A 26,816-nucleotide genomic window follows, 5' to 3' on the forward strand; every position below is an offset into this window, starting at 1 on the left:
AGCGGGGAGGCACTCGCGTGCCTCCCCGCTCCCAGTTCCACCCGATCGGGCTACATAACCCCCTCGGAAACCGCCCGGTGTCAGCTCCTGCGTACGCCTTCCGCAAGCTCGCCCGCCAGCGCCTGTACGGCGGCCAGCCCGGCCGGCAGATCGGGCGCGTCCAGCAGCAGCTTCACGAAGGCCGAGCCGACGATCACCCCGTCCGCGAAACCCGCGACCTCCTTGGCCTGGGCAGCGTTGGAGACGCCCAGGCCCACGCAGACCGGGAGCTCGGTCGTGGCCCGGGTGCGGCGCACCAGCTCCTGGGCCTCGTGGCCCACCGATGCGCGGGTGCCGGTGACGCCCATCAGCGAGGCGGCGTACACGAAGCCGGAACCGGCTGCCGTGATGGTCGCCAGGCGCTCGTCCTTGCTGCTGGGCGCGACGACGAAGACGGTTGCCAGACCGAGCCGGTCGGCGTGCTCGCGCCACAGCGCGGACTCCTGGACCGGGAGGTCGGGCAGGATGCAGCCCGCGCCGCCCGCGGCCGCGAGCTCGGTGGCGAAGCGCTCCACGCCGTAGCGGTCGATGGGGTTCCAGTACGTCATGACCAGGACCGGGGCTCCGGTCGCGGCATGCGCCTCGCGTACGGTCCGCAGCACGTCGGCGATCTTGACGCCGCCGCGCAGGGCGATGTCGTCGGCGGTCTGGATGATCGCGCCGTCCAGGACCGGGTCGCTGTGGGGCAGGCCCACCTCGACCACGTCCGCACCGCCCGCGATGACGGCCTTGACGGCCTCGATGCCGCCGTCGACGGTCGGGAAGCCGGCGGGGAGGTAGGCGACGAGGGCCGCGCGGTCCTCGGACTTCGCCTTGGCGAGGGTGTCGCTCAGCAGCTGGATGCGTCCGGTCTTCTCGCTGGCCGTGCTCACTTCGTCTCCCCCTCGGTGCCCTCGGTCGCGCCGTCGTACAGCCCGAAGTAGCGGGCGGCCGTGTCCATGTCCTTGTCGCCGCGGCCGGACAGGTTGACCACGATCAGCCCGTCCTTGCCCAGCTCCCTGCCCAGGTCGAGCGCGCCCGCGAGGGCGTGCGCCGACTCGATCGCAGGGATGATGCCCTCCGTACGGGAGAGCAGGCGCAGGGCCTGCATCGCGGCGTCGTCGGTGACCGCGCGGTACTCGCCGCGGCCGACGTCCTTGAGGTAGGAGTGCTCCGGGCCGATGCCCGGGTAGTCCAGGCCCGCCGAGATGGAGTACGGCTCGGTGATCTGGCCCTCCTCGTCCTGGAGGACGTAGGAGCGGGAGCCGTGCAGGATGCCGGGCTCGCCCGCGGTCAGGGTCGCCGCGTGCTCGCCGCTCTCCACGCCGTGCCCGGCGGGCTCGAAGCCGACCAGGCGGACGTCGGTGTCCGGGATGAAGGCGTGGAAGAGGCCGATGGCGTTGGAGCCGCCGCCGACGCAGGCCGCGACGGCGTCGGGCAGCCGGCCGGCCCGCTCCAGGATCTGGCGCCGCGCCTCGACGCCGATGACCCGGTGGAAGTCGCGGACCATGGCCGGGAAGGGGTGGGGGCCGGCGACCGTGCCGAAGAGGTAGTGGGTGCGGTCGACGTTGGCGACCCAGTCGCGGAACGCCTCGTTGATGGCGTCCTTGAGGGTGCGGCTGCCGGACTTCACGGGGATGACCTCTGCGCCGAGCATGCGCATCCGGGCCACGTTGAGCGCCTGGCGCTCGGTGTCGATCTCGCCCATGTAGATGGTGCATTCGAGGCCGAAGAGGGCACAGGCGGTGGCGGTGGCGACGCCGTGCTGGCCGGCGCCGGTCTCCGCGATGACACGGGTCTTGCCCATGCGCTTGGTGAGGAGCGCCTGGCCCAGCACATTGTTGATCTTGTGTGAGCCGGTGTGGTTGAGGTCCTCCCGCTTGAGGAAGATCCGGGCGCCGCCGGCGTGCTCGGCGAACCGCGGCACCTCGGTGAGGGCGCTGGGCCGGCCGGTGTAGTTGACCATGAGGTCGTTCAGCTCGGCCGCGAAGGCCGGGTCGTTCTTGGCCTTCTCGTACTCGACGGCGACCTCGTCCACGGCGGCGACGAGCGCCTCCGGGATGAACTTGCCGCCGAAGTCGCCGAAGTACCCCTCGGCGTTGGGGACCTGACCCTCGGGGTCCGGGATGAAGAACTCGCTGGCGCTGGACATGCCCAGTCACTCCTACGGGATTGCGAATGCGGCGAGGTGGTTTTCACCGTATTGCGCCGCCCGCCCACGACGCGCGCACCCCGCTGGCCGGAAGGCCGGGGGTGTCGCGCGTACGGTACGGGGGACCCGCGCCCGGGGCCGGTCGGCCGGGGCATCGGGTCGTACGGGGTCCGTGGTGGCACCGGCCGCCGGGGACTCCTCGTTACAGCGCGCCTCCGCGGCGCCATCGCATGCCGTTGACCTGTCCGGGCTCGGAGCCGATCACGTACCGGACCCGCCGCCCGTGCACACGCCGGGCCGGGGCGCGGCAGCCGCGGGGGCGGCAGCCGCGCGCCAGGGGCGCGTGCGCCGTCGGCACGCCGGCCGGGCCGTGGCCCGGACGGGTGCGGACGGAGGGACGGTGGGGGGCCATGGGTCGGGTCAGCTCCGTCCGTGGCGCAGGGCGGGGTGGGCGCCGGCGGCGACCAGGTCGGCCACGGCCGCCTTCGGGTCGCGTCCGGTGACCAGGGACTCCCCGACGAGGACGGCGTCGGCGCCCTCGTTGGCGTAGGCGATCAGGTCGTGCGGCCCGCGGATGCCGGACTCGGCGACCTTGACGATGTGGGCCGGGATCTCCGGTACGACGCGCTCGAAGGTGGAGCGGTCGACCTTGAGGTCCTTGAGGTTGCGGGCGTTGACGCCGATGATCTTGGCGCCGGCCGCAACCGCCCGCTCGGCCTCCTCCTCGTCGTGGACCTCGACGAGCGGGGTGAGGCCGATGGACTCGGCCCGCTCGATGAGGGAGACGAGTGCCTCCTGTTCCAGTGCCGCGACGATCAGCAGGGCGAGGTCGGCGCCGTAGGCTCGGGCCTCCCACAGCTGGTAGGCCGTGACGATGAAGTCCTTGCGCAGGATCGGGATGTCCACGCGGGCACGGACGGCCTCCAGGTCGGCCAGCGAGCCGCCGAATCGGCGCTGCTCGGTGAGGACGGAGATGACCGCCGCACCGCCCGCCTCGTAGTCGGCGGCGAGTCCGGCCGGATCGGCGATCGCGGCCAGCGCGCCCTTGGACGGGCTGGAGCGCTTGACCTCGCAGATCACCTTGACGCCGTCGCCGCGCAGGGCAGCGACGCCGTCCTTGGCCTGGGGCGCCTTGGCGGCACGCTCCTTGAGCTCGTCGAGGCTGACGCGGGCCTGCCGTTCGGCAAGGTCTTCGCGGACCCCTTCGATGATCTCGTCGAGCACACTCACGCGAGCGGCCCCCTTCCGGGTCGATGACGGTCGGCCGCCTTGCAGACACGTACAACTGCAAGGTCAGCAATCAAATGGTATCCGGAGGTGGCCTTGCCCTCCGCACGCGGTTGACGCCGTCCCATTACCTGGACATTCGGAATGCGGCATTCATATGGGTCGCCCGCAGATTCCGGCAGCCCCCCGGGCGGGCTCAGGGGGCGAGCGCGGAACCGAAAGGCAGATTCCGGACAATCACGAAGACCGCCACCAGCGCGCCGAGGGCCCACGCATACGCCCCCCGCACGACGAACCGCGGTCCGGGGACGCCCCGACCGGCGCGAACCAGCCAGACGGCCATGTACCCGGCGAAGACGAAGTACCCGGCGACGGCCAGGGCATTTGCCCCCAGCGCAGTGATCAGATCGCCGTGGGCGAACGCATGCGCACTGCGCAGCCCGCCACATCCGGGGCACAGGATTCCGGTGAGCCGGAAAAGCGGGCACACCGGATAGTGGCCCGGTTCATTGGGATCCACGGCGCCCACGTACGCAAAGGCCAGGGCCGCCACGGCCACGGTGAGCACCGGTACGGCCAGCCGCCGGGCCCGGGAGGCGGCGCCCGGCGGGCCCGGCGGTGCGGGCACGGCGAAGGGGCTCTGGGAGGGGTCCACCCGCTGATTCTCTCCGGTCATGACAAAAGGCGCAGCCCGCCGGGCCGCGCCTTTCCGGGGGTGTGGGAACACTCAGACCTTGGCGGCGGCCTTGTTGGCGGCGATGACCACGGCCAGGTCCTCGTGGGCGGGCTTCGGCGCGCCCATGCCCGCGGCCTTCATGGCCAGGCCCACGACACCGCCGATCGCGACGACGGCGAGACCGACCCAGAAACCCACGGGGTTCGCGATCACCATGAACGCGCCGGAGATGCAGAAACCGATGAAGGCGATGATGACACCGGTCCAGGCGGCCGGGGTGTGTCCGTGGTTGTTGCCCGCCATGAGTTGCTCCTCGTTTGCTCTGTCGCACGTGCTGTGTCGAACGCTCCGGGACATTGTCCCGCACCGCGTGCGGTGGATGGTCAGCGGGTGGGGTCCTCGCCGCGGTCCAGAGCCTTCCACAGGTCCTCGGGCCGATCGGGGTCGACTCGGGCGGGCGTACGGGCCCGGGTGCTGCCGTCCCGCTCGTAACGGCCTCCCATGGCGGGCCAGCTGCGGCCGAAGCGCAGGGCCAGCAGCCCGGCCAGCAGGATCAGCGCCGCGCCCGCGGCGGTGACGTACGGCCAGGCCGTATGGGTGAGGGCGCCCACGTGCGCCGCGGTGTCCGCCGTCATCCGGGCGGCCTGCGCGTCCAGTGCGCGACGTCCGTCCGCCGCGAGGACGGCCGACAGCGCCGCGCCCAGCCCGCTCAGGGCCAGCAGCCCGGAGACCAGCAGGCGGCCCTTGCCGCGTACGGCGAAGACCGCCACGAGCGCGGCGAGGCCCACGATGGCCAGGGCGGCCGGGAGACCGGTGACGGCCCGCCCGTCGGCGGTCAGGGGCAGCGCACCGCCCCCGACGGCGGCGGTGCCGCGGGCCCAGACCCGGCCGGAGGCGAGCAGGACGACGGTGGCACCGAGCGTGCCGAACAGCAGGGCGACGGCCACGCTGCGGCGGGCGGCGCGGCCGTCCGCGGCCTGCGGGGCCTCCGGGCCGGTCGCGGCGTCGCTGTCGGGGTTTCGGGAGGGGGGTACGGCACTCACGTACCCCACTATCCCTTACGCCCTCACGAGCTGTGGAGGCGGTTCGCCGCTCCCACCGCACGCAGCACGGCGGCCGCCTTGTTGCGGCACTCTTCGTCCTCCAGCCGCGGCACCGAGTCCGCGACGACCCCGGCGCCGGCCTGGACGTACGCCGTGCCGTCGCGCAGCAGCGCGGTGCGGATGGCGATGGCCGTGTCGGAGTCCCCGGCGAAGTCGAGGTAGCCGACGCAGCCGCCGTACAGCCCGCGGCGGGAGGGCTCCAGCTCCTCGATGATCTGCATGGCGCGCGGCTTGGGCGCCCCGGAGAGGGTGCCGGCGGGGAAGCAGGCCGTCAGCACGTCGAAGGCGGTCTTGCCCTCGGCGACCCGGCCGGTGACGGTCGAGACGATGTGCATGACGTGGGAGTACCGCTCGATGCTCATGAAGTCGACGACCTCGACGGAGCCCGGCTCGCAGACCCGGCCCAGGTCGTTGCGGCCGAGGTCGACGAGCATCAGGTGCTCGGCGCGCTCCTTGGGGTCGGCCAGCAGCTCCTCGGCGAGCTCGTGGTCCTCCTGCGGGGTGGCGCCGCGGTGGCGGGTGCCCGCGATGGGGTGGACCATGGCCCGCCCGTCCTCGACCTTGACCAGGGCCTCGGGGCTGGAGCCGACGACGTCGAAGCCGTTCTCGAAGCGGAAGAGGTACATGTACGGGGACGGGTTGGTGGCCCGCAGCACCCGGTAGACGTCCAGCGCCGAGGCGCGGCAGGGCGTCTCGAACCGCTGCGAGGGCACCACCTGGAAGGCCTCGCCCGCCCGGATCCGCTCCTTGATGTCCTCGACGGCGGCCTGGTACTTCTCGCCGCCCCACAGGGCCGAGAACTCCGGCAGCTCGGAGGCGGGCAGCGGGGTCGGGGTGTAGGGGGCCGGACGGGCGAGGTCGGCCTCCATCGCGTCGAGGCGGGCGACGGCGTCGGCGTAGGCCTCGTCCACGCCCGTGTCGAGGTCGTTGTGGTTGATCGCGTTGGCGATGAGCTGGACCGTGCCGTCCCAGTGGTCCAGGACCGCCAGGTCGGAGGTGAGCAGCATGGTCAGCTCGGGCAGCCGGAGGTCGTCCTCGCCGTGCTGTCCGATGCGCTCCAGGCGGCGCACGATGTCGTAGCCGAGGTAGCCGACCATGCCGCCGGTGAAGGGGGGCATCCCGCCCGCGAGGTCGCGGGGCGTGTGCAGGGCCTGGACGGTGGCGCGCAGGGCCTCCAGCGGGTCCCCGCCGGTGGGGACGCCGACGGGCGGGGTGCCGATCCAGTGGGCCTGCCCGTCCCGGACGGTGAGGGTGGCGTCGCTGCGTACGCCGACGAACGAGTACCGCGACCAGGAGCGGCCGTTCTCGGCGGATTCCAGGAGGAAGGTGCCCGGGCGTTCGGCGGCCAGCTTCCGGTAGAGCCCGACGGGCGTGTCCCCGTCGGCCAGGAGCTTGCGGCTCACGGGGATGACGCGGCGGTCCGCCGCGAGCTTGCGGAACGTCTCAAGATCCATGGCGTGGGACCCTACCTGCCTGTTTCGGCTGCCAGCGGAAGGACATCTGCGTCGAAGCACGTGCGGGCGCCCGTGTGGCAGGCGGCGCCGACCTGGTCGACCTTGACGAGCACGGTGTCGGCGTCGCAGTCGAGGGCGACGGACTTCACGTGCTGGAAGTGGCCGGAAGTATCGCCCTTGACCCAGTACTCGCGGCGGCTGCGGGACCAGTAGGTGCAGCGGCCGGTGGTCAGGGTGCGGTGCAGGGCCTCGTCGTCCATCCAGCCGAGCATGAGCACCTCACCGGTGTCGTACTGCTGGGCGATGGCGGGCACCAGGCCGTCGGCGGAGCGCTTGAGCCGGGCGGCGATGGCGGGGTCGAGGGAGGACGTACTCATGCGGGCCATTGTGCCGCGCGGAGGCCTCCGACATGGATCTCTGTCCGCCTGATGGGCAGGCACGGGGCGTGTTCCGGCCGTAGGCTTGCCGGCATGTCAACCCATGCGAAGCGTGAACGACTGCTGCTGGCGGACCTGTTGGAGGCGGCGGGACCGGAGGCGCCGACCCTGTGCGAAGGGTGGCGCACCCGGGAACTGGCGGCGCACGTGGTGGTCCGGGAGCGCCGCCCGGACGCGGCGGGCGGTCTGCTGCTGAACGTCCTGAAGGACCGCCTGGACAAGGCGATGGCCGAATACGCGGCCAAGCCGTACGAGGAGCTCATCCAGCTGATCCGGACCGGGCCGCCGAAGCTGTCGGTGTACGCGCTGAAGCAGATCGACGAGGCGGCCAACGCGGTGGAGTTCTACGTCCACGCCGAGGACGTCCGGCGCGCGCAGCCGGACTGGTCGCCGCGGCAGCTGGACCCGGTGTTCTCGGACTCCCTGTGGTTCCGGCTGGAGAAACTGGCCCGCCTGACGGGCCGCCGCTCCCCGGTCGGCCTGGTGCTGCGCCGCCCGAACGGCCAGACGGCGGTCGCGCACAAGGGCACGCCGGTGGTGACGGTGACCGGGGAGCCGGGGGAGCTGACGCTGTTCAGCTTCGGCCGCCAGGACGCGGCGGCGGTGGAACTGGACGGGGACAAGGAGGCCGTCGCGAAGCTGACGGCGGCCGCTCTCGGCATCTGAGGCCGGGCCGGGCGGCGATGGCGGGGCCGGGGCGGGGAGAGGCTCCGCGCAGCGGAACCCGGACCCGCCCCGCACGGCTCAGCGGACCGGGTGGCCCGCCTCGCGGAGGGCCGACTTGACCTCCGAGATGCGCAGGTCGCCGAAGTGGAACACCGACGCCGCGAGGACCGCGTCGGCGCCGGCCTCGATCGCGGGCGGGAAGTGCTCCAGCCTGCCCGCGCCGCCCGAGGCGATCACGGGGACGGTGACGTGCTTGCGGACCGCCGCGATCATCTCGGTGTCGTAGCCGTCCTTGGTGCCGTCCGCGTCCATCGAGTTCAGCAGGATCTCCCCGGCGCCCAGCTCGGCCGCCCGGTGCGCCCACTCGACGGCGTCGATGCCGGTGCCCCGGCGGCCGCCGTGCGTGGTGACCTCGAAGGAGCCGGACGCCGTGCGCCGGGCGTCGACCGACAGCACCAGGACCTGGCACCCGAAGCGCTCCGCGATCTCCTGGATCAGCTCGGGCCGGGCGATGGCCGCGGTGTTCACGCCGACCTTGTCGGCACCCGCCCGCAGCAGCCGGTCCACGTCGTCCGCGGTGCGGACACCGCCGCCGACGGTGAGCGGGATGAAGACCTGCTCGGCGGTCCGGCGGACCACGTCGTAGGTGGTCTCGCGGTTGCCGGACGACGCGGTGATGTCGAGGAAGGTCAGCTCGTCGGCGCCCTCGGCGTCGTACAGCTTGGCCATCTCCACCGGGTCGCCCGCGTCGCGCAGGTTCTGGAAGTTGACGCCCTTGACGACGCGGCCGTTGTCCACGTCCAGGCAGGGGATCACCCGTACGGCGAGAGTCATGCGGCGGCTCCTGGGGGACCGAAGGCTTCGACCTCCACCTCGACGACCATGGACGGGTCGACGAAACCGGAGACGATGATCATGGATGCGGCGGGGCGGACCGCGTCGAAGAGCTCCTTGTGGGCGCGGCCGACCTCCTCCACGTCCCGGGCGTGCGTGAGGTACATCCGGGTGCGGACCACGTGCTCGGGGCCGAGGCCGGCCTGGGCGAGGGCCTTGAAGGCCACGCCGAAGGCCGCGACGGTCTGGTCGTACGGGCCGCCGCCGTCGGCGGCGGTGCAGCCGGAGACCAGGACGAGCCCGTTGGGAAGCTGGACGGCCCGGGAGTAGCCGATGACGTCCTCGTAGGGGCCGCCGGAGGAGATCCGGCGCACCTCGTCGGAAGCGCTCATGCCGACACCACCCGCAGGGCCTCTTCCAGCGTGAAGGCCTTGGCGTACAGGGCCTTGCCCACGATCGCCCCCTCCACGCCCAGCGGCACCAGCTCGGACAGCGCCCGCAGGTCGTCCAGGGAGGAGATGCCGCCGGAGGCCACGACGGGCCGGTCGGTGGCGGCGCAGACGTTGCGCAGCAGCTCCAGGTTGGGGCCGGTCAGCGTGCCGTCCTTGCCGATGTCGGTGACGACGTAGCGGGCGCAGCCCTCGGAGTCCAGGCGGGCGAGGGTCTCGTACAGGTCCCCGCCCTCGCTGGTCCAGCCGCGGCCCTTGAGGGTCGTACCGCGTACGTCGAGCCCGACCGCGATCTTGTCGCCGTGTTCGGCGATGGCCTTCGCGGCCCACTCGGGGGTCTCCAGGGCGGCGGTGCCGAGGTTGACCCGGGTGCAGCCCGTGGCGAGGGCCGCGGCGAGCGTGGCGTCGTCGCGGATGCCGCCGGACAGCTCGACCTTGATGTCCATGGCGCCGGTGATCTCGGCCACCAGGGCCCGGTTGTCGCCGGTGCCGAAGGCGGCGTCCAGGTCGACCAGGTGCAGCCATTCGGCGCCGGCGCGCTGCCAGGCGAGGGCCGCCTCCAGCGGGGAGCCGTACGAGGTCTCGCTGCCGGACACCCCGTGCACGAGGCGTACGGCCTGACCGTCGCGGACGTCGACTGCGGGCAGGAGCTCCAGCGTGGCGGAGGGCTCGGTCATCACAGGGTCTCGATCCAGTTGGTGAGGAGCTGGGCTCCGGCGTCGCCGGACTTCTCGGGGTGGAACTGGGTGGCCCACAGGGCGCCGTTCTCCACCGCCGCGACGAAGCGTTCGCCGTGGGTGGCCCAGGTGACCCGGGGGGCGCGGATCACCGGGTTGGTGACCTCCAGGCTCCAGTCCTTCGCCGCGTACGAGTGCACGAAGTAGAACCGGGCGTCGGCGTCCAGGCCCTTGAAGGCCTGGCTGTCGGCCGGTGCCTCAACGGTGTTCCAGCCCATGTGGGGGACGACCGGGGCCTTCAGCGGACCGACGGTGCCGGGCCACTCGTCGAGCCCCTCGGTCTCCACGCCGTGCTCGATGCCGCGCTCGAAGAGGATCTGCATGCCGACGCAGATGCCCATGACCGGGCGGCCGCCGGAGAGCCGGCGGCCGATGATCCAGTCACCGCGGACGTCCCTGAGGCCCTGCATGCAGGCGGAGAAGGCGCCGACGCCGGGAACCAGCAGTCCGTCGGCGTCCATGGCCTTGTCGTAGTCGCGGGTGATCTCGACGTCCGCGCCGACGCGCGCGAGGGCGCGCTCGGCGGAGCGGACGTTGCCGAAGCCGTAGTCGAAGACCACGACCGTCTTGGTGGGGCGGACTGCGCTCATTCCCAGATTCCTTGGATTCGCAGGACTCCGGCGGCGAGGCACATCGCGGAGCCGATGGCGAGCAGGATGACGACCGACTTGGGCATCTCCTGCTTCTGGAAGGAGTAGACGCCGCCGGCCAGGAACAGGCCGACGACGATCAGGATGGTGTTGAGGCCGTTCACGGCTAGAGGGCGCCCTTCGTGGAGGGCAGGATGCCGGCCGCGCGGGGGTCGAACTCGGCGGCGTAGCGCAGCGCCCGGGCCAGGGCCTTGAACTGGCACTCCACGATGTGGTGGGCGTTGCGGCCGTAGGGGACGTGCACGTGCAGGGCGATCTGGGCCTGCGCCACGAAGGACTCCAGGATGTGCCGGGTCATCGTGGTGTCGTACGCGCCGATCATCGGCGCCATGTTCTCGGGCTCGGTGTGCACGAGGTAGGGGCGGCCCGACAGGTCGACGGTCACCTGGGCGAGGGACTCGTCCAGCGGAACGGTGCAGTTGCCGAAGCGGTAGATGCCTACCTTGTCGCCGAGGGCCTGCTTGAAGGCGGCGCCGAGCGCGAGCGCGGTGTCCTCGATGGTGTGGTGGCTGTCGATGTGCAGGTCGCCGTCCGTCTTGACGGTGAGGTCGAAGAGGCCGTGGCGGCCGAGCTGGTCGAGCATGTGGTCGTAGAAGCCCACGCCCGTCGAGACGTCGACCTTGCCGGTGCCGTCGAGGTTTATCTCGACGAGGACCGAGGTCTCCTTGGTGGTCCGTTCGACCCGTCCGATGCGGCTCATGCGTGCTGCTCCTTCTTCAGTGCGCGAACCGCTTCCAGGAACGCGTCGTTCTCGGCGGGGGTGCCCGCGGTGACCCGCAGCCAGCCCGGTACGCCGTTGTCACGGACCAGGACACCCTGGTCGAGGATCTTCTGCCATGCGGTGTGGGAGTCCGCGAACGTCCCGAACTGGATGAAGTTCGCGTCGGACTCGGTGACCTCGTAGCCGATGGCCCGCAGCTCGTCGACGACGCGGTCGCGCTCGGCCTTGAGCTGTTCGACGTAGCCGAGCAGCGTGTCGGTGTGCTCCAGGGCGGCCAGGGCGGTCGCCTGGGTGACCGCCGACAGGTGGTACGGCAGGCGTACGAGCTGCACGGCGTCGACCACGGCCGGGTGGGCGGCCAGGTAGCCCAGGCGCAGCCCGGCCGCGCCGAAGGCCTTGGACATGGTCCGGGAGATCACCATGTTCGGCCGGCCCTCGATGAGCGGGAGGAGGGAGGGCCGGTGGCTGAACTCGACGTACGCCTCGTCCACGACCACCAGGGACGGCTTGGCGGCCTGCGCGGCCTCGTACAGCGCGAGGACGGTCTCCGCCTCGACCGCGGTACCGGTGGGGTTGTTCGGCGAGGTGATGAAGACGACGTCGGGGGCGCTGCGGGCGATGGCCTGCCCGGCCGCCTCCACGTCGATGGTGAAGTCCTCGTTGCGCGGGCCGGAGATCCAGCCCGTGCCGGTGCCGCGGGCGATCAGCGCGTGCATCGAGTACGAGGGCTCGAAGCCGATCGCGGTGCGGCCGGGCCCGCCGAAGGTCTGCAGCAGCTGCTGGATGACCTCGTTGGAGCCGTTGGCGGCCCAGACGTTCTCCCGTGCGACCGGGTGCCCGCCGGTACGGGTGAGGTAGGCGGCCAGCTCGGTCCGCAGCTCGATCGCGTCCCGGTCGGGGTAGCGGTTGAGGGTGCGGGCGGCCTCGGCGACGCGCTCGGCGATCCGCTGCACCAGCGGCTCGGGCAGCTCGTAGGGGTTCTCGTTGGTGTTCAGCTGGACGGGCACGTCGAGCTGCGGGGCGCCGTACGGACTCTTGCCGCGCAGTTCGTCCCGGATGGGCAGGTCGTCGATTCCGGTCATGCCCGGGGAACCTTCCACCCGAAGCGTGCCTTCAGGGCTGCGCCGTGCGCGGGCAGGTCCTCGGCCTCGGCCAGGGTCACCACGTGGTGGGTGACCTCGGCGAGGGCGTCGCGCGTGTAGTCGACGATGTGGATGCCGCGCAGGAAGGACTGGACGGACAGGCCGGAGGAGTGGCAGGCGCAGCCGCCGGTGGGCAGCACGTGGTTCGACCCGGCGCAGTAGTCGCCGAGCGAGACCGGGGCCCAGGGGCCGACGAAGATCGCGCCGGCGTTGCGCACGCGGGCGGCCCGGGCGGCGGCGTCGGCGGTCTGGATCTCCAGGTGCTCGGCGCCGTACGCGTCGACGACCTTGAGGCCGTCGTCGAGGCTGTCGACCAGCACGATCGCGGACTGCTTGCCCGCGAGGGCCGGCTTGATCCGGTCCTCGACGTGCTTGGTGGCCGCGACCTGCGGCTCCAGTTCCTTCTCGACGGCGGCGGCCAGCTCCTCGGAGTCGGTGACCAGGACGGCGGCGGCGAGCGGGTCGTGCTCGGCCTGGCTGATCAGGTCGGCGGCGACGTGCACCGGGTCGGCCGTGGAGTCCGCGAGCACCGCGATCTCGGTGGGGCCGGCCTCGGTGTCGATGCCGATCTTCCCGGTGAAGTAGCGCTTGGCGGCGGCGACCCAGATGTTGCCGGGGCCGGTGACCATGTTCACGGGGAGGCAGTCCTCCGTGCCGTACGCGAACATCGCGACGGCGACCGCGCCGCCGGCCGCGTAGACCTCGTCGACGCCGAGCAGCGCGCACGCGGCGAGGATCGTCGGGTGCGGCAGGCCGCCAAACTCCTTCTGCGGCGGGGACGCGAGTGCGATCGACTCGACGCCCGCCTCCTGCGCCGGTACGACGTTCATCACGACGGACGACGGGTACACCGAGCGGCCGCCCGGGGCGTACAGCCCGACGCGCTCGACCGGAACCCACTTCTCGGTCACGGTGCCGCCGGGGACCACCTGGGTGGTGTGCTCGGTGCGGCGCTGGCCCCGGTGCACGATCCGGGCGCGCCGGATGGACTCCTCCAGGGCGGCGCGGACGGCCGGGTCGAGGGCGTCGAGGGCGGCCCGGAGCGCCTCGGCGGGCACCCTGACCTGCTCCAGCTTCACGCCGTCGAACTTCTCCGCGTACTCGATCAGCGCCGCCGTGCCACGATGATGGACGTCCTCGCAGATGGGCCGCACCTTCTCCAGGGCGGCTTCCACGTCGAACTCGGCACGGGGCAGCAGATCGCGCAGGGCGCCACCCTCGGGGAGGGCGTCACCGCGCAGGTCGATACGAGAGATCACCTCACAATTCTCTCAGACCGCCTCCCGCCACCGTCCGCCCGTATCACTGGCTGATACACGCCCCGGCTGTCACCGCCCCCCGTTAGCGTTCCCTTACACGTATGTGACCGCGGAGGGGGGCCGCCATGACCGAGATGCACGCGGACGGGGAGCCGGCGGACCTTTCCGGCCCCGAGCGGCGCATGTGGCAGGCGTACCGCACGGGCAGCGTCTGCGACCTCAGTACACGGGCGGCCGACCACGACGACCCGCACAGCGGCGAGCTGTGGGGCCCGCAGCGCAGCGTCCGCGCCGCGGTGGTGGCGCTGCTGCTGCTCCACGGGCCGCCTCCGGTGCCGGGCCGGGTGGCCTCGCTGAAGCTGCGCGGTGTCCGGATCACCGGCCGCCTGGATCTGTCGGGCGGCACCGTGCAGCCGTACGTGGAGCTCCAGTCGTGCCGCTTCGACAGCGAGATCCAGCTGTCCGAGACCCGCTTCGGCACCCTGCGCATGATCAACTGCGCCATCCCCCGCCTGGACGCGTCCCGCCTGCACACCGAGGGCGACCTGCACCTGCCGCGCTGCCGGGTGGCCCGCGGGATCCGGCTCACCGACGCGCAGATCGGCACCGACCTGCTGGTCAGCCAGGCCGTGGTGCAGCGCGACAACAAGGGCCGGGCCTTCGCCGCGGACGGCATGTCGGTCGCGCAGGACTTCCAAGGGGAGCTGCTGGAGACGTACGGGGAGGTCAGCCTGCGCGGCGCGAAGATCGGCGTGTCGATGAACCTGCGCGGTGCCCGGCTGCGCAATCCGTACGGGCGGCGCGCCCTGAACGCCCCGCAGCTGACCGTCGAGCGGACCCTGTACCTGACCTCGATCGCGCTGGACTACGTCCTCGGCGACTCGGGGTCCTCCACTCCCCCGTACGGACTCGGCCAGACCCCCACCCGCGGGCAGCGGGCCCAGCGCTTCGAGTGCCAGGGCGGGCTGCGCCTGGACGACGGCCGCTTCGGCGACGCGGTCGACTTCTACGGGGCCCGCTTCACGCTGACGGACGAGCAGGAGGTCTCCCTGCGCCGCATCCAGACCCCGGAGCTGCGTTTCGTGGGCGAGCGTCCCGAGCAGGGCCGGGTGGTGCTGTCCGGCGCCAAGGTGGTCAAGCTGGTCGACACCTCCACCAGCTGGCCGGGCCCGGGCGGGGTGGCGATCGAGGGCTTCGTCTACGAGAACCTCGCGCCCCGCGGCCATTTCCCGCTGGTGCGGCGGCTGGCCTGGGTGGAGGCGGCCACCCCGGAGTACTCGCCGGAGCCGTACGAGCGGCTGGCCGCCGTGCTGCGCGCCAGCGGCGAGGACGCGGACGCCCGCGAGGTGCTGCTGGCCAAGCAGCGCCGCCGCCGGGCGACGCTGCCCCCGGCGGTGAAGGCGTGGGGCTTCCTCCAGGACTGGACGGTGGTCTACGGGTACCGGCCCGGGCGGGCCGCGCTGTGGATGGCGGTGCTGTGGGCGGCGGGGGCGCTGCTGTTCTCCCGGCACGAGCCGCCGCCGATCAAGGAGGACGAGCACCCCACGTGGAACGCGGCGCTCTACGCCCTGGACCTCCTCCTGCCGGTCATCGATCTCGGCCAGGAGGGCCAGTGGAAGGTGGAGGGCTACTGGCAGTGGGGGTCGGCGACCCTGGTGCTGCTGGGCTGGATCCTGGCGACGACGGTGGCGGCAGGCGCCTCGCGTCTGCTGAGACGGGGCTGATCCAGGGCTGATCCGGGGCTGATACGGGTTAGGGGGCCTGGCCTGCGGCCACTACCCTGGTCCCTCGTGACGACCGTTCGCCTTCCCCTCTTCCCGCTCAACTCGGTGCTGTTCCCGGGACTGGTCCTCCCGCTGAACGTCTTCGAGGAGCGTTATCGCGCCATGATGCGGGAGCTGGTGAAGGCGGCCGACGACGCCCCGCGGCGCTTCGCGGTCGTCGCGATCCGCGACGGCCGGGAGGTCGCCCCGACCGCGCCCGGCCTGCCGGACCAGACGGCCCTGCCGGAACGCGGCCCGGGCGCCGGCTTCGGTGCGGACCCGATCCAGGCCTTCCACCGCGTGGGCTGCATCGCGGACGCGGCGACGATCCGGGAGCGGGAGGACGGCAGCTTCGAGGTCCTGGCCACCGGCACCACCCGGGTCCGCCTGCTCTCCGTCGACGCGTCGGGGCCGTATCTGGTCGCCGAGCTGGAGGAGCTGCCGGAGGATGCGGGCGAGGGCGCGGGAGCGCTGGCGGAGGGCGTGCTGCGGGCCTTCCGGAACTACCAGAAGCGGCTGGCGGGCGCCCGGGAGCGGTCGCTGAGCACGGGCGCGGACCTGCCGGACGAACCGTCGGTGGTCTCGTACCTGGTGGCGGCGGCGGCCGTACTGGACATCCCGGCGAAGCAGCGGCTGCTCCAGGCGCCGGACACGGCGACGCGCCTCGCGGAGGAGCTGGGGCTGCTGCGTGCGGAGACCGCGGTGATCCGGCACCTGCCGTCGCTGCCGGCGGTGGACCTGACCCGCGCCCCGACGAGCCCGAACTGACGGCGAACGCGAACGAACTGACCGGGGACTGATGGCGAAGAAGAAGACGGCGGCCGGCACTCCCGCGATCGCGGCCCTCACGGCGGCGAACGCGGCCTTCACGACGCACGCGTACGACCACGACCCCGCGCACCCCTCGTACGGGCAGGAGGCGGCGGAGGCGATGGGGGTCTCGCCCGACCAGGTCTTCAAGACCCTGGTCACGGACGTCGACGGGGCGCTGACGGTGGCGGTGGTGCCGGTGTCCGGGAGCCTGGACCTGAAGGCGCTGGCGGCCGCGGTGGGCGGGAAGCGGGCGGCGATGGCGGATCCGGCGGTGGCCGAACGCACCACGGGCTACGTCCTGGGCGGGATCTCCCCGCTGGGGCAGCGCAAGCGGCTGCGGACGGTGCTGGACGCGTCGGCGGCGGAGCACCCCACGATCTGCGTCTCGGCGGGCCGCCGGGGCCTGGAGATCGAACTGCCCCCGGCCACCCTGACCGCCCTGACGGGCGCCGTCCTGGCCTCCATCGCCCGCCGGTAGCCCGGGCCCGCCCGCTCGGTCAGGGGCGGGGCGGTTCCTGGGCCGAGGAGTCCGCGGAAGAGTCCGACGGGGACGAGGGTGACGGGCCCGCCGGGGCCGCCGGGGCCGAACGGTCCGCGTGGACGTGGGCCGGGGGGTAGGCGCCCGACCACGGGGCGACCGGCTCCGGGTCGTAGGGGGCCCACAGCGCCGTGAGGGCCAGGTGCACCGCGGCCGCCGCCATCGGCCACACCAGCAGCACCCCGTACGCGCGCAGCCGCAGCGGCGCATCGAACGGCACACCTTTGCCCGCCGCCCGTGCGGCGGCCACCACGTCGGTGGAGGGGCCCAGCCACATGCCCAGCCGCCACCCGACCAGCGCGGCGAAGACCGACCCGAGTACCAGTCCCACGACCAGGGGGACGCTCCCGCGCCGGCGCCACAGGAAGACGAGGACGGCGCTCAGCACGCCCATCGCCAGGGACAGCAGGAAGAAGGTCCCGTCGGCGCCGATCTGCGCCTCGCTCTCGGTGCTCCGCAGGAAGACGGCCTCGCCGTTCGACACGTACTGCGACCGCGGCGCCAGCCACAGCCACAGCAGTCCGAGGAGCACGCCGGCCACCCCGGTCACCAGGGCGGCGGCAGCCCCGTCGCGGATGTCCCCGAGGGTGATGCCCCCGGCGGGCGACGGCGGTTCGGGCAGGGGGGAGGGTGTGGTCACGGCTTCGGTCACCCCCACATCGTGCCAGGTGCACCCGCCGCGGACCTCACCGGCGTCAGCGGACCGCCGCCCGGCGGTAGGCCCACGTCGCCACGGCCAGGGAGAGCACGCCCACCGCACCGCACACGCCGAGGTCGGCGGCGACCTTCGCCCAGTCCGGATGCGGGGCGAAGGTCCGTGCGAAGGCCTCCACCCCGTACGTGGACGGCAGCAGGTCCCGCGCCCACACGACGGCCTCGGGCATCCGCTCCGCCGGGAGCACGCCCAGCAGCAGCGCCGCCGACATGCCGAGCTGCCCGGCCAGCGTGGCCAGCTCCTGCCGCGGCGCCAGCAGCCCCAGCGCCGCGCCCAGCCCGGCCAGCGCTGCCCCCGCCAGCGGCACCACCGCGGCCAGGATCCACAGCCCGCCCATCGGCAGCCCGAACAGCACGCACCCGAACACCGCCGTCACCAGCGTGCCCGGCAGCGTGAAGGAGGCGTACGCGCCGGCCGCGCCCAGCACCACCGATGCCGGCGGCACCGGCAGGGTGGCGTAGTGGTCCAGCCCGCCGCCGGCCCGCAGCTGCCCGAAGTACTGGGCGAGCAGGTTCAGCGCGACGAACGCGACGACGAGCACCGAGGAGCCGGCCACCACGGCTCGCGCCTCCGAACCGCCGTCGACCACGCCCCGCATCAGGATCATGATCCCGACGGACTGGAAGGTGGCCACGAACAGCAGGGGGATACGGGCGACCCGCGCCCGGGACAGCTGCGCCCGGTACACGGCGGCCAGCGCCGGGAAGAACCGGGCCCGCGGGGCGAGGACGGCCAGGGCCTGGGCGGTGCTCATGCCTTCACCAGTCCCTTCGCCGTGCGCCCGCCGAGCGCGAGGTAGACGTCCTCCAGGCTCGGGGTGGCCAGGGTGAAGTCGTCGAGGGCGGCGAACGCCGGCCCGCCGGTCAGCGCGGCCACCGCGGCCCGCGCCTCGTCCGGGGCCAGGCGCAGCACCCAGCGGCGGCCGGCCTCGGCGGCGGCGGGGGCGAGCGCGGCGACCTCCGGCACGTCCAGCGGGGGTGCGGTGCGCCACACCAGTTCCAGCCGGACCTCGCCGGAGACCCTGGCCTTCAGTCCGCCGGGGGTGTCGCAGGCGATGACCCGGCCCTGGTCGATGACGGCGACCCGGTCCAGGACGGTCTCGGCCTCGATGACGTTGTGGGTGACCAGCAGCACCGTGGCGCCGTGCTGGGCGCGCCGCCGGTCCACGGCCGCCCACACGGCCCGCCGGGCCACCGGGTCCATGCCGGTGGTGGGCTCATCGAGGACCAGGACCGGCCGCTCGCCGACCAGGGCGGCGGCGAAGCAGGCCAGCCGGCGCTGTCCGCCGGAGAGTTTCTTCAGGGGCCGCCCGGCGATCCCGGTCAGGCCGAGTTCCTCCAGTACGGCGTCCCGCGCGGTCCGCGCCGCCCGGGCGTCGAGCCCGCGCAGCCGCCCGGTGGTCTCGGCGGCCAGGGCCACCGTCAGCTCGTCCAGGGCGGTGGACTCCTGCCCCAGGTAGGCGAGGAGCCGGGCCGCCCGCTCCGGGTGGCGTACGAGGTCGTGGCCGAGCAGGGTGACGGCACCCGAGTCGGGCCGCAGCAGGCCGGTGAGCTGGCGGACCAGCGTCGACTTGCCGGCGCCGTTGGGACCGAGCAGGCCGAAGATCTCACCGCGCCGGACGTCCAGGCAGATCCCGTCGGTGGCCCGGGTCTCGGGCAGCGCGGGAGCCCCGCGCCGGCCCCGTACCGCGGGATACGTCTTGACCAGGTCACGCACCGCGCAGACCACGTCGGCCGCCGCGTCCGCGGCGACTGCCGTGCTCGGTGTTGCTTGTGCTGTGCCCGTACTCACGAGGGAGCAGCCTACGCGCTTTCCCCCGGGCCGCCGCTGGGAGGTACCCCCCACCTCCACCCGGCCTCCGGCGCGTGTCGTGCGGCTCTCGTCCTAGTCGGCCGCCGGGGTCGCCGGCGCCTGGGCCGAGGGGGACGGGGGCCCGGCCACGTGTTCGGCGGCGGCGCGGACGTCGATCTCCCGCCAGAACCCGGCCCGGATGGCGTACCGGTCGTGCTCGTCGATCTGGTCGTCCTTGTGGGCGAGGAGCCCGAAGCGGGCGGCGTAGCGCAGCAGTTCACCGTCGATCCGGTGCGGGATCCGCGGGTACATGGTGGCCAGCTTCTGCAGGTGGACGCTGTCGGGGAGGCGTTCCATCCAGCGCCGGGCGAAGACCTGGCCGACCTCGAAGGGGTCGCCTCCGACGGTGGTGATGTCCTCCTCCCGGTCGGCCCAGCGCTGTTCGGCGGAGGTGAGCTGGGCGAGAGTGGGCAGGGAGGCGGTCTCGGCGGGCTCGCCCAGCGGTCCGGCCCGGTCGATCCAGCCCTTGTCGGAGGACCAGCGCAGGGCGCTGCTGCCCGCCGGGTGCGGTGTCCCGCCCTGGCCGCCGGCCGGGCCGGCCTGCTGGCCGGGGGCGCGCAGGGCGCCGGCGAGGTCCTTGGGGGTGGGGACGGTCTTGCCGCCGGAGGCGGGCGCCGGGACGGGGGCGCAGCTCTGCTCGGCCGGGACGGGCGGGGTCTCGCCGGTGGTGCCGGCGGCGCTGCGGGCGGCCTCGGCGAGGGCCGCCTCGGGCAGCGGGGCGGAGAGGATGGCGGCGATCTCGGGGCGCGGGGCGGGTGGCGGGGCGCACAGCCCGGCGAGGTCCTTGGCGCGGACGGCGCGGGTGATCCAGGCCCGGTCGAGGACACGGCGTTCGTCGGCCTCGGCGACGAGGTCCTCGGACTGGTTGTAGTCGCCGTCGGCGGCCTGGACGGCCCACAGGTGGACGGCGACGCCGTGTTCCTTGGCGGACATCAGGCCGGGCAGCAGGTCTCCGTCGCCGGTGACGAGCACGACGTCGGAGCAGGCGCGGTTGCGGGCCAGTTCGGTCAGCTCGGCGTGCATGGCGGCGTCCACGCCCTTCTGCGCCCAGCGGCCGTCGCTGCGGGTCAGGGCGCCCAGGCGGACGGTGACCCGGGGCATGACGCGCAGCCGCCGGTGCTCGGGCTGCGGCACCCGGTCGGGTGCGCCGTCGAACCAGTAGATCCGCAGCAGGGGCTGTTCGGTGTCGGCCTCGGCCCGCTCGCGCAGGCCCTGGATGAGGGCGGCATGGTCGACGGTGATGCGGGAGCGGGAGGGCTCCCCCGCGAGGAGGCTTGCGGCGGCGCCCAGCAGGTAGCCGGCATCCACCAGGACGACGCAGCGGTCCACGCGTTCCACCCTCTTCCCCGGGGATCCTCTGTGTTTTCTGCGGGTCCCCCGAGTCTGCCCGACCGCAAGGGCGTTGACGGCCGGAACTCGATCATCGGCGTGGCGGATGTTCCGGGAGCGCGGCCGGGTCCGGGCCCGGCGCGATTCCTCCACATGGTAATGATCCAAAATGCGGGGTTTCTGGTGCTGTGTGAGGGTGAAGGCGGTCCTGGCCCCTAGACCCTCACGGAGGCTCCACCATGGCCAAGAACAAGAACCAGAAGCAGCCCGCCAAGCAGCAGTCCCGCTCCGCGGGGGACGCGGCGAAGGGCTCGGCGGAAGCGGTGTCCGAGCACGCGTCGTCGGCCCCCAGTCCGATGGACATGGCCCGCAAGGGCAGGCAGAAGAAGTTCGGCCACAACTGACCGCCTCCGCGAGCGGTGTGCGAAGGGGCGCGCCCGGTTTTCCGGGCGCGCCCCTCGTCGCGTGCTGCGGCACGGGGCCGCACGGGTGCTATCCGGCGAGGCAGGACGGCCCGAGGAGCACCTTGAGGTCCCCGAAGAGGGCCGGGTCGGGCTGGACGCGGTGCTTGTCAAGGCGCAGCACGGTGGTGGTGCGCGGCCCCTGGAGCTTGATCCGGACCTCGGTGTTGCCCTTGTGGTGGCGGAGGATCTCGCCCAGCCGGGTGACCATCGGAGGGGTGACCTTGACGGTGGGGATGGTGAGGACGACGGGGGCGTTCGTCCCGGCCGAGGAGAGGTCGGGGACCATCATCTCCATGGCGACCAGCCGGGGGACGTCCTCGCGCTTGTCGAGGCGGCCCTTGACGAAGACGACGGTGTCCTCGACCAGCTGGGTCGAGACCAGCTGGTACGTCGCGGGGAAGAACATGCACTCGATGGACCCGGCGAGGTCCTCGACGGTGGCGATGGCCCAGGCGTTGCCCTGCTTGGTCATCTTGCGCTGGAGGCCCGAGATGATGCCGCCGATGGTGACGACGGCGCCGTCGGAGTGCTCGCCGCCGGTCAGCTGGGAGATGCCGGCGTCGGTCTTGTCCGACAGGACGTGTTCCAGGCCGAACAGCGGGTGGTCGGAGACGTAGAGGCCGAGCATCTCGCGCTCCTGGGCGAGCAAATAGGACTTCTCCCATTCGACGTCGGAGAACTCGACGTCGAGGCCGAAGCCGGGTTCGTCGCTGCCGCCCTCGTCGCCCATGCCGCCGAAGAGGTCGAACTGGCCTTCGGCCTCCTTGCGCTTGACCGCGACCACGTTGTCGATCATCGATTCGTGGTGGGCGACCAGGCCCTTGCGGGTGTGGCCCATCTCGTCGAAGGCGCCGGCCTTGATCAGCGACTCGACGGTCCGCTTGTTGCAGACGACGGCCTCGACCTTGTCCAGGAAGTCGGGGAAGGAGGAGTACTTCCCCTTGGCCTTCCTGGTCTTGATGATCGAGTCGACGACGTTCTGGCCGACGTTGCGCACGGCGGTGAGGCCGAAGAGGATCACGTCGTCGCCCTGGGCGGCGAAGTTCGACTCCGACTCGTTCACATTGGGCGGGAGCACCTTGATGCCCATGCGCCGGCACTCGTTCAGGTAGATCGCGGACTTGTCCTTGTCGTCCTTGACCGAGGTGAGCAGGCCGGCCATGTACTCGGCCGGGTGGTTGGCCTTGAGGTAGGCGGTCCAGTAGGAGACCAGTCCGTACGCGGCCGAGTGGGCCTTGTTGAAGGCGTAGCCGGCGAAGGGGACCAGGACGTCCCAGAGCTTCTGGATGGCCTCGTCGGAGTAGCCGTTCTTGCGGGCGCCGGCCTGGAAGATGGTGAAGTTCTTCGCCAGCTCGTCGGGCTTCTTCTTGCCCATGACGCGGCGCAGGATGTCGGCCTCGCCGAGCGAGTACCCGGCGATGATCTGGGCGGCCTTCTGGACCTGCTCCTGGTAGACGATCAGGCCGTAGGTGACCGCGAGCACCTCTTCGAGCGGCTTTTCCAGCTCGGGGTGGATCGGGGTGATCTCCTGCTGCTTGTTCTTGCGCAGCGCGTAGTTCGTGTGCGAATTCATGCCCATCGGGCCCGGCCGGTACAGGGCCGAGACGGCGGAGATGTCCTCGAAGTTGTCGGGCTTCATCAGGCGCAGCAGGGAGCGCATGGGTCCGCCGTCGAACTGGAAGACGCCGAGGGTGTCGCCGCGCTGGAGCAGTTCGAAGGTCTTGGGGTCGTCGAGCGGCAGGGCCAGGAGGTCGATGTCGATCCCCTTGTTGGCCTTCACCATCTTGACGGCGTCGTCCATGATCGTGAGGTTGCGCAGGCCGAGGAAGTCCATCTTGAGCAGGCCGAGCGACTCGCAGCTCGGGTAGTCCCACTGGGTGATGGTGACGCCGTCGGTGTGCCGCACCCAGACGGGTACGTGGTCGGTGATCGTCTCGCTGGACATGATCACGCCGGCCGCGTGCACGCCCATCTGGCGGACCAGGCCCTCGACGCCCATGGCGGTGTCGATGACCTTCTTCACGTCCGGCTCGTTCTCGTACATCGAGCGGATCTCGCCCGCCTCGCCGTAGCGCGGGTGGTTCGGGTCGAGGATGCCGGAGAGCGGGATGCCCTTGCCGAGGACGTCGGCGGGCATGGCCTTGGTGAGCCGGTCGCCCATGGCGTACGGGTAGCCGAGGACGCGGGCGGAGTCCTTGATGGCGTTCTTGGCCTTGATCGTGCCGTAGGTGCCGATCATGGCGACCTTGTCCTGGCCGTACTTCTCGGTGACGTACCTGATCACCTCGACGCGCCTGCGCTCGTCGAAGTCGATGTCGACGTCGGGCATGGAGATGCGCTCGGGGTTCAGGAAGCGCTCGAAGATCAGACCGTGCGGGATGGGGTCGAGGTCGGTGATGCCGAGCGCGTAGGCCACGATCGAGCCGGCCGCGGAGCCTCGGCCGGGGCCGACGGCGATGCCCTGCTTCTTGGCCCACATGATGAAGTCGGCGACCACGAGGAAGTAGCCCGGGAAGCCCATCGAGATGATGGTGTCCATCTCGTACTCGACCTGCTTCATGCGGTCCTCGGGGATGCCGCCCGGGAAGCGGCGGTGCATGCCCCGCATGGTCTCCTCGCGGAACCAGGTGACCTCGGTGTAGCCCTCCGGGATGTCGAACTTCGGCATCAGGTTCCGGAACGTGAACATGCCCTCGGTGTCGATCTGGTCCGCGACCAGCTTCGTGTTGGCGCAGCCCTCCTGCCAGGCGTCCGAGGAGTCGATGGCGTACATCTCGTCCGTGGACTTCAGGTAGTAGCCGCTGCCGTCGAACCGGAAGCGGTCCGGGTCCGAGAGGTTCTTGCCGGTCTGGATGCAGAGCAGGGCGTCGTGGGCGGCCGCCTCGCTCGCGTAGGTGTAGTGCGAGTCGTTGGTCACCAGCGGCGGGATGCCGAGCTTCTTGCCGATCTCCAGCAGGCCGTCGCGGACCCGGCGCTCGATCTCGATGCCGTGGTCCATCAGCTCCAGGAAGTAGCGGTCCTTGCCGAAGATGTCCTGGTACTCGGACGCCGACTTCAGGGCCTCGTCGAACTGGCCGAGGCGCAGCCGGGTCTGGAGCTCGCCGGAGGGGCAGCCGGTGGAGGCGATCAGGCCCTCCGACCACTGGCTGATGGTCTCCTTGTCCATGCGCGGCCACTTCGTGAGCCAGCCCTCGGCGTAGGCGTCGGAGGACAGCCGGAAGAGGTTGTGCAGGCCGGTGGCGTTCGCCGCCCAGATCGTCTTGTGGGTGTACCCGCCGGAACCGGAGACGTCGTCGCGCTTCTGGTGCGGCTGGCCCCACTGGATGCGGCGCTTGTTGCGCCGGGACTCGGGGGCGACGTACGCCTCGATGCCGATGATCGGGGTGATCCCGGCCTTCTGGGCGGAATGGAAGAAGTCGTACGCCCCGTGCAGGTTGCCGTGGTCGGACATGGCGATGTGCGTCATGCCCATCTCATTGCACGCCTTGAACATGTCCTTGAGCCGCGCGGCACCGTCCAGCAGCGAGTACTGGGTGTGGACGTGCAGGTGCGTGAACGGCGGCTTGGTCACGGTGGCAGACCTCCGGAGGCTGTGAGGGGGGCAGCCTCGAAGTCTACGTCGGCCGACTGACAGATCCGGGGCATCGACCGGTACGGTCATGCGTTGCACAGCCAAGGACACCTGTCCGCCCCCTCACGATCGACAACGTGAACCATCGCGCCACCAGGAGGCACCCGCCATGGCGGTCCCCGAGACGACGAACGAACAGCGCGCCGAGCAGATACTCGACGTCTTCGACACCGCGTTCGGTGAGCTGCTCGCCGCCGACCCCGCCGCCTTCCAGGTCAAGTTCCGCAAGATGGCGGCCTCGGCCTTCGCCTTCTACCGGGGCACGGCCTGCCTCTTCTACGCCGACCTGGAGCACGACCGCCACGGCGGCCCGTACCTGGACGAGCGGACCGGCCGGGTGTGGATCCACGGCGATCTGCACGCCGAGAACTTCGGCACCTACATGGACGCCAACGGCCGCCTGATCTTCAACGTCAACGACTTCGACGAGGCCTACGTCGGCCCCTTCACCTGGGACCTCAAGCGGTTCGCCGCCTCCGTGGCCCTGATCGGCTACACCAAGGCCTTCAGCGACGTGCAGATCAGCGAGCTCGTCCGGATCTACGCGGGCGCCTACCGGGAGCGGATCCACCACCTCGCGACGGGCGGCCGGCACGAGGAGGTGCCCTCCTTCACCCTGGACACCGCCGACGGCCCGCTGCTGGCGGCCCTGCGCGCGGCCCGCTCCCGCACCCGCTTCTCGCTGCTGGACTCGATGACCGAGATCCGGGACTACGAGCGGCGCTTCACGGCCGGCGGGGGCTCCATCGAGCTGGACGCCGCCACCCGCTACAAGGTGCTGGCCGCCTTCGACGGGTACCTGGAGACCCTGCCCGACGAGTCGCTGGTGCGGCCGGACTCCTACCGGGTCAAGGACGTGGTGGGCCGCCGGGGCGTGGGGATCGGCTCCGCCGGCCTGCCCTCGTACAACATCCTGCTGGAGGGGCACAGCGACGCCCTGGAGAACGACGTCGTGATCTACCTCAAGCAGGCGCAGACCCCGGCGGTGTCCCGGCACATCACCGACCGGGCGGTGCGGGACTACTTCGCGCACGAGGGCCACCGCACGGTGATCTCCCAGCGGGCCCTGCAGGCGCACGCCGACCCGTGGCTGGGCTGGACGGAGCTCGACGGGTCCGGGCAGCTGGTGGCCGAGGTCTCCCCGTACGCGGTGGACCTGGACTGGGGCGACCTCGACGACCCGGAGGAGATCGCGGCCGTGGTCGCGGACCTGGGCCGGGCCACGGCGACCATGCACGCGGCGGCCGACGAGGCCGGGAGCGGCCACTCGCTGGTCCCGTTCTCCACCGAGCGGGCCATCGATGCGGCCATCGCGGCCGACGAGGAGGGCTTCGCGGAGCTGCTGGTCGACTTCGCGCACGCCTACGGCGCCCGGGCCCGCACCGATCACCAGATCTTCGTGGACCTGTTCCGCAACGGCAGGATCCGGCCGTAAGGTCCCCGCGGTCCGGGGCCCAGGCCTTGGATTCACAGGGAGGCATGGCACACTCGCGGCGATGGGCATATCAGGGGCGGGACTCAGAGGGCTGCGGGCGGCGCTGTTCAGCGCGCTGGTCGTGCTGCTCTCCGCCGGCTCGCACGTCCTGTTGTCGCGGGTGCCGCTGCCGCCCGCGACGGCGGCCGGCGCCTTCGCCGCCGTCTTCGTGATCGCGTACGCGCTGGCGGGCCGCGAGCGGGGCTTCGGCCCCATCGCCGCCCTGCTCGTACCGCTGGAACTGGCCGCCGACACGGTCTTCACCACCGGGCAGCACGTCTGCTACGGCCCGGCGGGCGGGCCCGTCTCGGGGCCGCTGCGGGCCATCGGCCTCGACGGCCTGTGCGGCGGGGCGCCGGTGGGCGGCCCGCTGACCGGGATGCCCGCGCCCGGGCACGATCCGGCCGCGCTGCTCGCCTCGCCCGGCCCGTGGACGCCCTGGCTGCTGCTCGGCGGCCACGTCTGCATCGGGCTGCTGGCCGCGGCCTGGCTGCGGTACGGGGAGCGGGCGCTGGGCCGGCTGGTGCGGGCGGTGGCCGCCTTCGCGTTCCGGCCGCTGCTGCTGGTGGCCGCCTCGGCCGCGGCGGCCGCCCGCCCGGTCCGGCGCAGGCCCCGGCCGGCGCTCCCGGGCGCGGCGGCCCGTACGCGCTTTCCCGCCCACTCCGTGGGACGTCGGGGACCTCCCGTACGCACGGCGCTCCTGAGCGCCTGAG

At 72.3% G+C, this 26,816-nt stretch carries 29 protein-coding genes; 7 read left to right on the forward strand and 22 right to left on the reverse strand.

The window, feature by feature from the left end:
• Positions 1–80: 80 nt before the first annotated feature.
• The 9 genes from trpA to hisI all read right to left on the reverse strand — a co-directional run bounded on the left by trpA (position 81) and on the right by hisI (position 7,016).
• Entirely contained in the window at positions 81–911 is an 831-nt protein-coding gene (trpA, locus tag AC0666_RS13465) for a tryptophan synthase subunit alpha (RefSeq protein WP_468967002.1), read from the reverse strand.
• Positions 908–2,170 (reverse strand): tryptophan synthase subunit beta, encoded by a 1,263-nt coding sequence (gene trpB, locus AC0666_RS13470; RefSeq protein WP_468582188.1) that lies wholly within the window; start codon positions 2,168–2,170, stop codon positions 908–910. The genes trpA and trpB overlap by 4 nt, the downstream gene beginning before the upstream one ends.
• A gap of 202 nt (positions 2,171–2,372) precedes the next feature.
• The gene (gene trpM, locus AC0666_RS13475; protein WP_356848930.1) at positions 2,373–2,582 is read right to left on the reverse strand and encodes a tryptophan biosynthesis modulator TrpM; all 210 of its coding nucleotides are present in this window, start codon (positions 2,580–2,582) and stop codon (positions 2,373–2,375) included.
• An 8-nt stretch (positions 2,583–2,590) separates the two neighbouring features.
• The gene (gene trpC, locus AC0666_RS13480) at positions 2,591–3,400 is read right to left on the reverse strand and encodes an indole-3-glycerol phosphate synthase TrpC (RefSeq protein WP_468967006.1); all 810 of its coding nucleotides are present in this window, start codon (positions 3,398–3,400) and stop codon (positions 2,591–2,593) included.
• Positions 3,401–3,593: 193 nt separating this feature from the next.
• Complete coding sequence (locus tag AC0666_RS13485; protein WP_478707615.1) at positions 3,594–4,073, reverse strand: DUF2752 domain-containing protein; 480 nt, start codon at positions 4,071–4,073, stop codon at positions 3,594–3,596.
• A 51-nt stretch (positions 4,074–4,124) separates the two neighbouring features.
• Entirely contained in the window at positions 4,125–4,376 is a 252-nt protein-coding gene (locus tag AC0666_RS13490; RefSeq protein WP_468582184.1) for an HGxxPAAW family protein, read from the reverse strand.
• An 80-nt stretch (positions 4,377–4,456) separates the two neighbouring features.
• A complete protein-coding gene (locus tag AC0666_RS13495) occupies positions 4,457–5,125 on the reverse strand; it encodes a TIGR02234 family membrane protein (RefSeq protein ID WP_478707616.1) in 669 nt (222 codons plus the stop codon).
• Positions 5,126–5,139: 14 nt separating this feature from the next.
• Entirely contained in the window at positions 5,140–6,630 is a 1,491-nt protein-coding gene (locus AC0666_RS13500; protein WP_468967014.1) for an anthranilate synthase component I, read from the reverse strand.
• A gap of 11 nt (positions 6,631–6,641) precedes the next feature.
• On the reverse strand, positions 6,642–7,016 hold the full coding sequence (gene hisI, locus AC0666_RS13505; protein ID WP_356848921.1) for a phosphoribosyl-AMP cyclohydrolase: 375 nt from the start codon (positions 7,014–7,016) through the stop codon (positions 6,642–6,644).
• Positions 7,017–7,100: 84 nt separating this feature from the next.
• Between hisI and AC0666_RS13510 the strand changes: the two genes are divergently transcribed.
• On the forward strand, positions 7,101–7,733 hold the full coding sequence (locus AC0666_RS13510; protein ID WP_468967016.1) for a TIGR03085 family metal-binding protein: 633 nt from the start codon (positions 7,101–7,103) through the stop codon (positions 7,731–7,733).
• A gap of 78 nt (positions 7,734–7,811) precedes the next feature.
• Here the strand turns inward: AC0666_RS13510 and hisF are convergent, their stop codons facing one another.
• Genes hisF through hisD form a run of 8 tightly spaced genes read right to left on the reverse strand, consistent with a single transcriptional unit; the run spans position 7,812 to position 13,525 of the window.
• Entirely contained in the window at positions 7,812–8,567 is a 756-nt protein-coding gene (gene hisF, locus AC0666_RS13515) for an imidazole glycerol phosphate synthase subunit HisF (RefSeq protein WP_478707617.1), read from the reverse strand.
• Positions 8,564–8,959: a RidA family protein gene (locus tag AC0666_RS13520; protein ID WP_361720326.1), complete on the reverse strand. Its 396-nt coding sequence runs from the start codon at positions 8,957–8,959 to the stop codon at positions 8,564–8,566. Before AC0666_RS13520 ends, hisF begins: the two co-directional genes overlap by 4 nt.
• A complete protein-coding gene (priA, locus tag AC0666_RS13525) occupies positions 8,956–9,693 on the reverse strand; it encodes a bifunctional 1-(5-phosphoribosyl)-5-((5-phosphoribosylamino)methylideneamino)imidazole-4-carboxamide isomerase/phosphoribosylanthranilate isomerase PriA (protein WP_361720329.1) in 738 nt (245 codons plus the stop codon). Before priA ends, AC0666_RS13520 begins: the two co-directional genes overlap by 4 nt.
• Complete coding sequence (gene hisH / locus AC0666_RS13530; RefSeq protein WP_468582179.1) at positions 9,693–10,343, reverse strand: imidazole glycerol phosphate synthase subunit HisH; 651 nt, start codon at positions 10,341–10,343, stop codon at positions 9,693–9,695. The genes priA and hisH overlap by 1 nt, the downstream gene beginning before the upstream one ends.
• Positions 10,340–10,507, reverse strand: coding sequence for a hypothetical protein (locus tag AC0666_RS13535; RefSeq protein ID WP_361720335.1), 168 nt, complete (start codon positions 10,505–10,507; stop codon positions 10,340–10,342). Before AC0666_RS13535 ends, hisH begins: the two co-directional genes overlap by 4 nt.
• A 2-nt stretch (positions 10,508–10,509) precedes the next feature.
• A complete protein-coding gene (gene hisB, locus AC0666_RS13540) occupies positions 10,510–11,103 on the reverse strand; it encodes an imidazoleglycerol-phosphate dehydratase HisB (RefSeq protein ID WP_361720338.1) in 594 nt (197 codons plus the stop codon).
• Positions 11,100–12,206, reverse strand: a complete 1,107-nt coding sequence (locus AC0666_RS13545) for a histidinol-phosphate transaminase (protein ID WP_468582177.1) — start codon at positions 12,204–12,206, stop codon at positions 11,100–11,102. Before AC0666_RS13545 ends, hisB begins: the two co-directional genes overlap by 4 nt.
• Positions 12,203–13,525, reverse strand: coding sequence for a histidinol dehydrogenase (gene hisD, locus AC0666_RS13550; RefSeq protein ID WP_478707618.1), 1,323 nt, complete (start codon positions 13,523–13,525; stop codon positions 12,203–12,205). Before hisD ends, AC0666_RS13545 begins: the two co-directional genes overlap by 4 nt.
• Before the next feature lie 125 nt (positions 13,526–13,650).
• On the opposite strand from hisD, the gene AC0666_RS13555 reads away from it, so the two are divergent.
• The 3 genes from AC0666_RS13555 (at position 13,651) to ybaK (ending at position 16,579) form a co-directional block, all read left to right on the forward strand.
• Positions 13,651–15,249 carry an oxidoreductase gene (locus AC0666_RS13555; RefSeq protein ID WP_468967024.1) on the forward strand — a complete coding sequence of 533 codons (1,599 nt, stop codon included), beginning with the start codon at positions 13,651–13,653 and terminating at the stop codon, positions 15,247–15,249.
• A 66-nt stretch (positions 15,250–15,315) separates the two neighbouring features.
• The gene (locus AC0666_RS13560) at positions 15,316–16,056 is read left to right on the forward strand and encodes an LON peptidase substrate-binding domain-containing protein (RefSeq protein ID WP_468967027.1); all 741 of its coding nucleotides are present in this window, start codon (positions 15,316–15,318) and stop codon (positions 16,054–16,056) included.
• A 31-nt stretch (positions 16,057–16,087) separates the two neighbouring features.
• Positions 16,088–16,579, forward strand: coding sequence for a Cys-tRNA(Pro) deacylase (gene ybaK / locus AC0666_RS13565; RefSeq protein WP_361720352.1), 492 nt, complete (start codon positions 16,088–16,090; stop codon positions 16,577–16,579).
• A 19-nt stretch (positions 16,580–16,598) separates the two neighbouring features.
• Here ybaK and AC0666_RS13570 read toward each other — a convergent pair whose 3' ends face one another.
• The 4 genes from AC0666_RS13570 to AC0666_RS13585 form a co-directional block, all read right to left on the reverse strand.
• A complete protein-coding gene (locus AC0666_RS13570; protein ID WP_468967031.1) occupies positions 16,599–17,291 on the reverse strand; it encodes a hypothetical protein in 693 nt (230 codons plus the stop codon).
• A 43-nt stretch (positions 17,292–17,334) separates the two neighbouring features.
• Entirely contained in the window at positions 17,335–18,108 is a 774-nt protein-coding gene (locus AC0666_RS13575) for an ABC transporter permease (protein WP_468967033.1), read from the reverse strand.
• Positions 18,105–19,145, reverse strand: coding sequence for an ABC transporter ATP-binding protein (locus AC0666_RS13580; RefSeq protein WP_478707619.1), 1,041 nt, complete (start codon positions 19,143–19,145; stop codon positions 18,105–18,107). The genes AC0666_RS13575 and AC0666_RS13580 overlap by 4 nt, the downstream gene beginning before the upstream one ends.
• Positions 19,146–19,238: 93 nt before the next feature.
• The gene (locus tag AC0666_RS13585; RefSeq protein ID WP_478707620.1) at positions 19,239–20,543 is read right to left on the reverse strand and encodes an NYN domain-containing protein; all 1,305 of its coding nucleotides are present in this window, start codon (positions 20,541–20,543) and stop codon (positions 19,239–19,241) included.
• Positions 20,544–20,773: 230 nt separating this feature from the next.
• Here AC0666_RS13585 and AC0666_RS13590 point away from each other — a divergent pair, with 230 nt between their 5' ends.
• The gene (locus tag AC0666_RS13590; protein ID WP_361720364.1) at positions 20,774–20,938 is read left to right on the forward strand and encodes a hypothetical protein; all 165 of its coding nucleotides are present in this window, start codon (positions 20,774–20,776) and stop codon (positions 20,936–20,938) included.
• A gap of 88 nt (positions 20,939–21,026) precedes the next feature.
• Here AC0666_RS13590 and dnaE read toward each other — a convergent pair whose 3' ends face one another.
• The gene (dnaE, locus tag AC0666_RS13595; RefSeq protein ID WP_468582164.1) at positions 21,027–24,569 is read right to left on the reverse strand and encodes a DNA polymerase III subunit alpha; all 3,543 of its coding nucleotides are present in this window, start codon (positions 24,567–24,569) and stop codon (positions 21,027–21,029) included.
• A 169-nt stretch (positions 24,570–24,738) separates the two neighbouring features.
• On the opposite strand from dnaE, the gene AC0666_RS13600 reads away from it, so the two are divergent.
• The gene (locus tag AC0666_RS13600) at positions 24,739–26,064 is read left to right on the forward strand and encodes a DUF2252 domain-containing protein (RefSeq protein WP_468582163.1); all 1,326 of its coding nucleotides are present in this window, start codon (positions 24,739–24,741) and stop codon (positions 26,062–26,064) included.
• Positions 26,065–26,125: 61 nt separating this feature from the next.
• Entirely contained in the window at positions 26,126–26,815 is a 690-nt protein-coding gene (locus AC0666_RS13605; protein WP_468967042.1) for a hypothetical protein, read from the forward strand.
• Position 26,816 lies beyond the last annotated feature (1 nt).

The sequence above is a fragment of the Streptomyces sp. NPDC043680 genome (assembly GCF_056436685.1).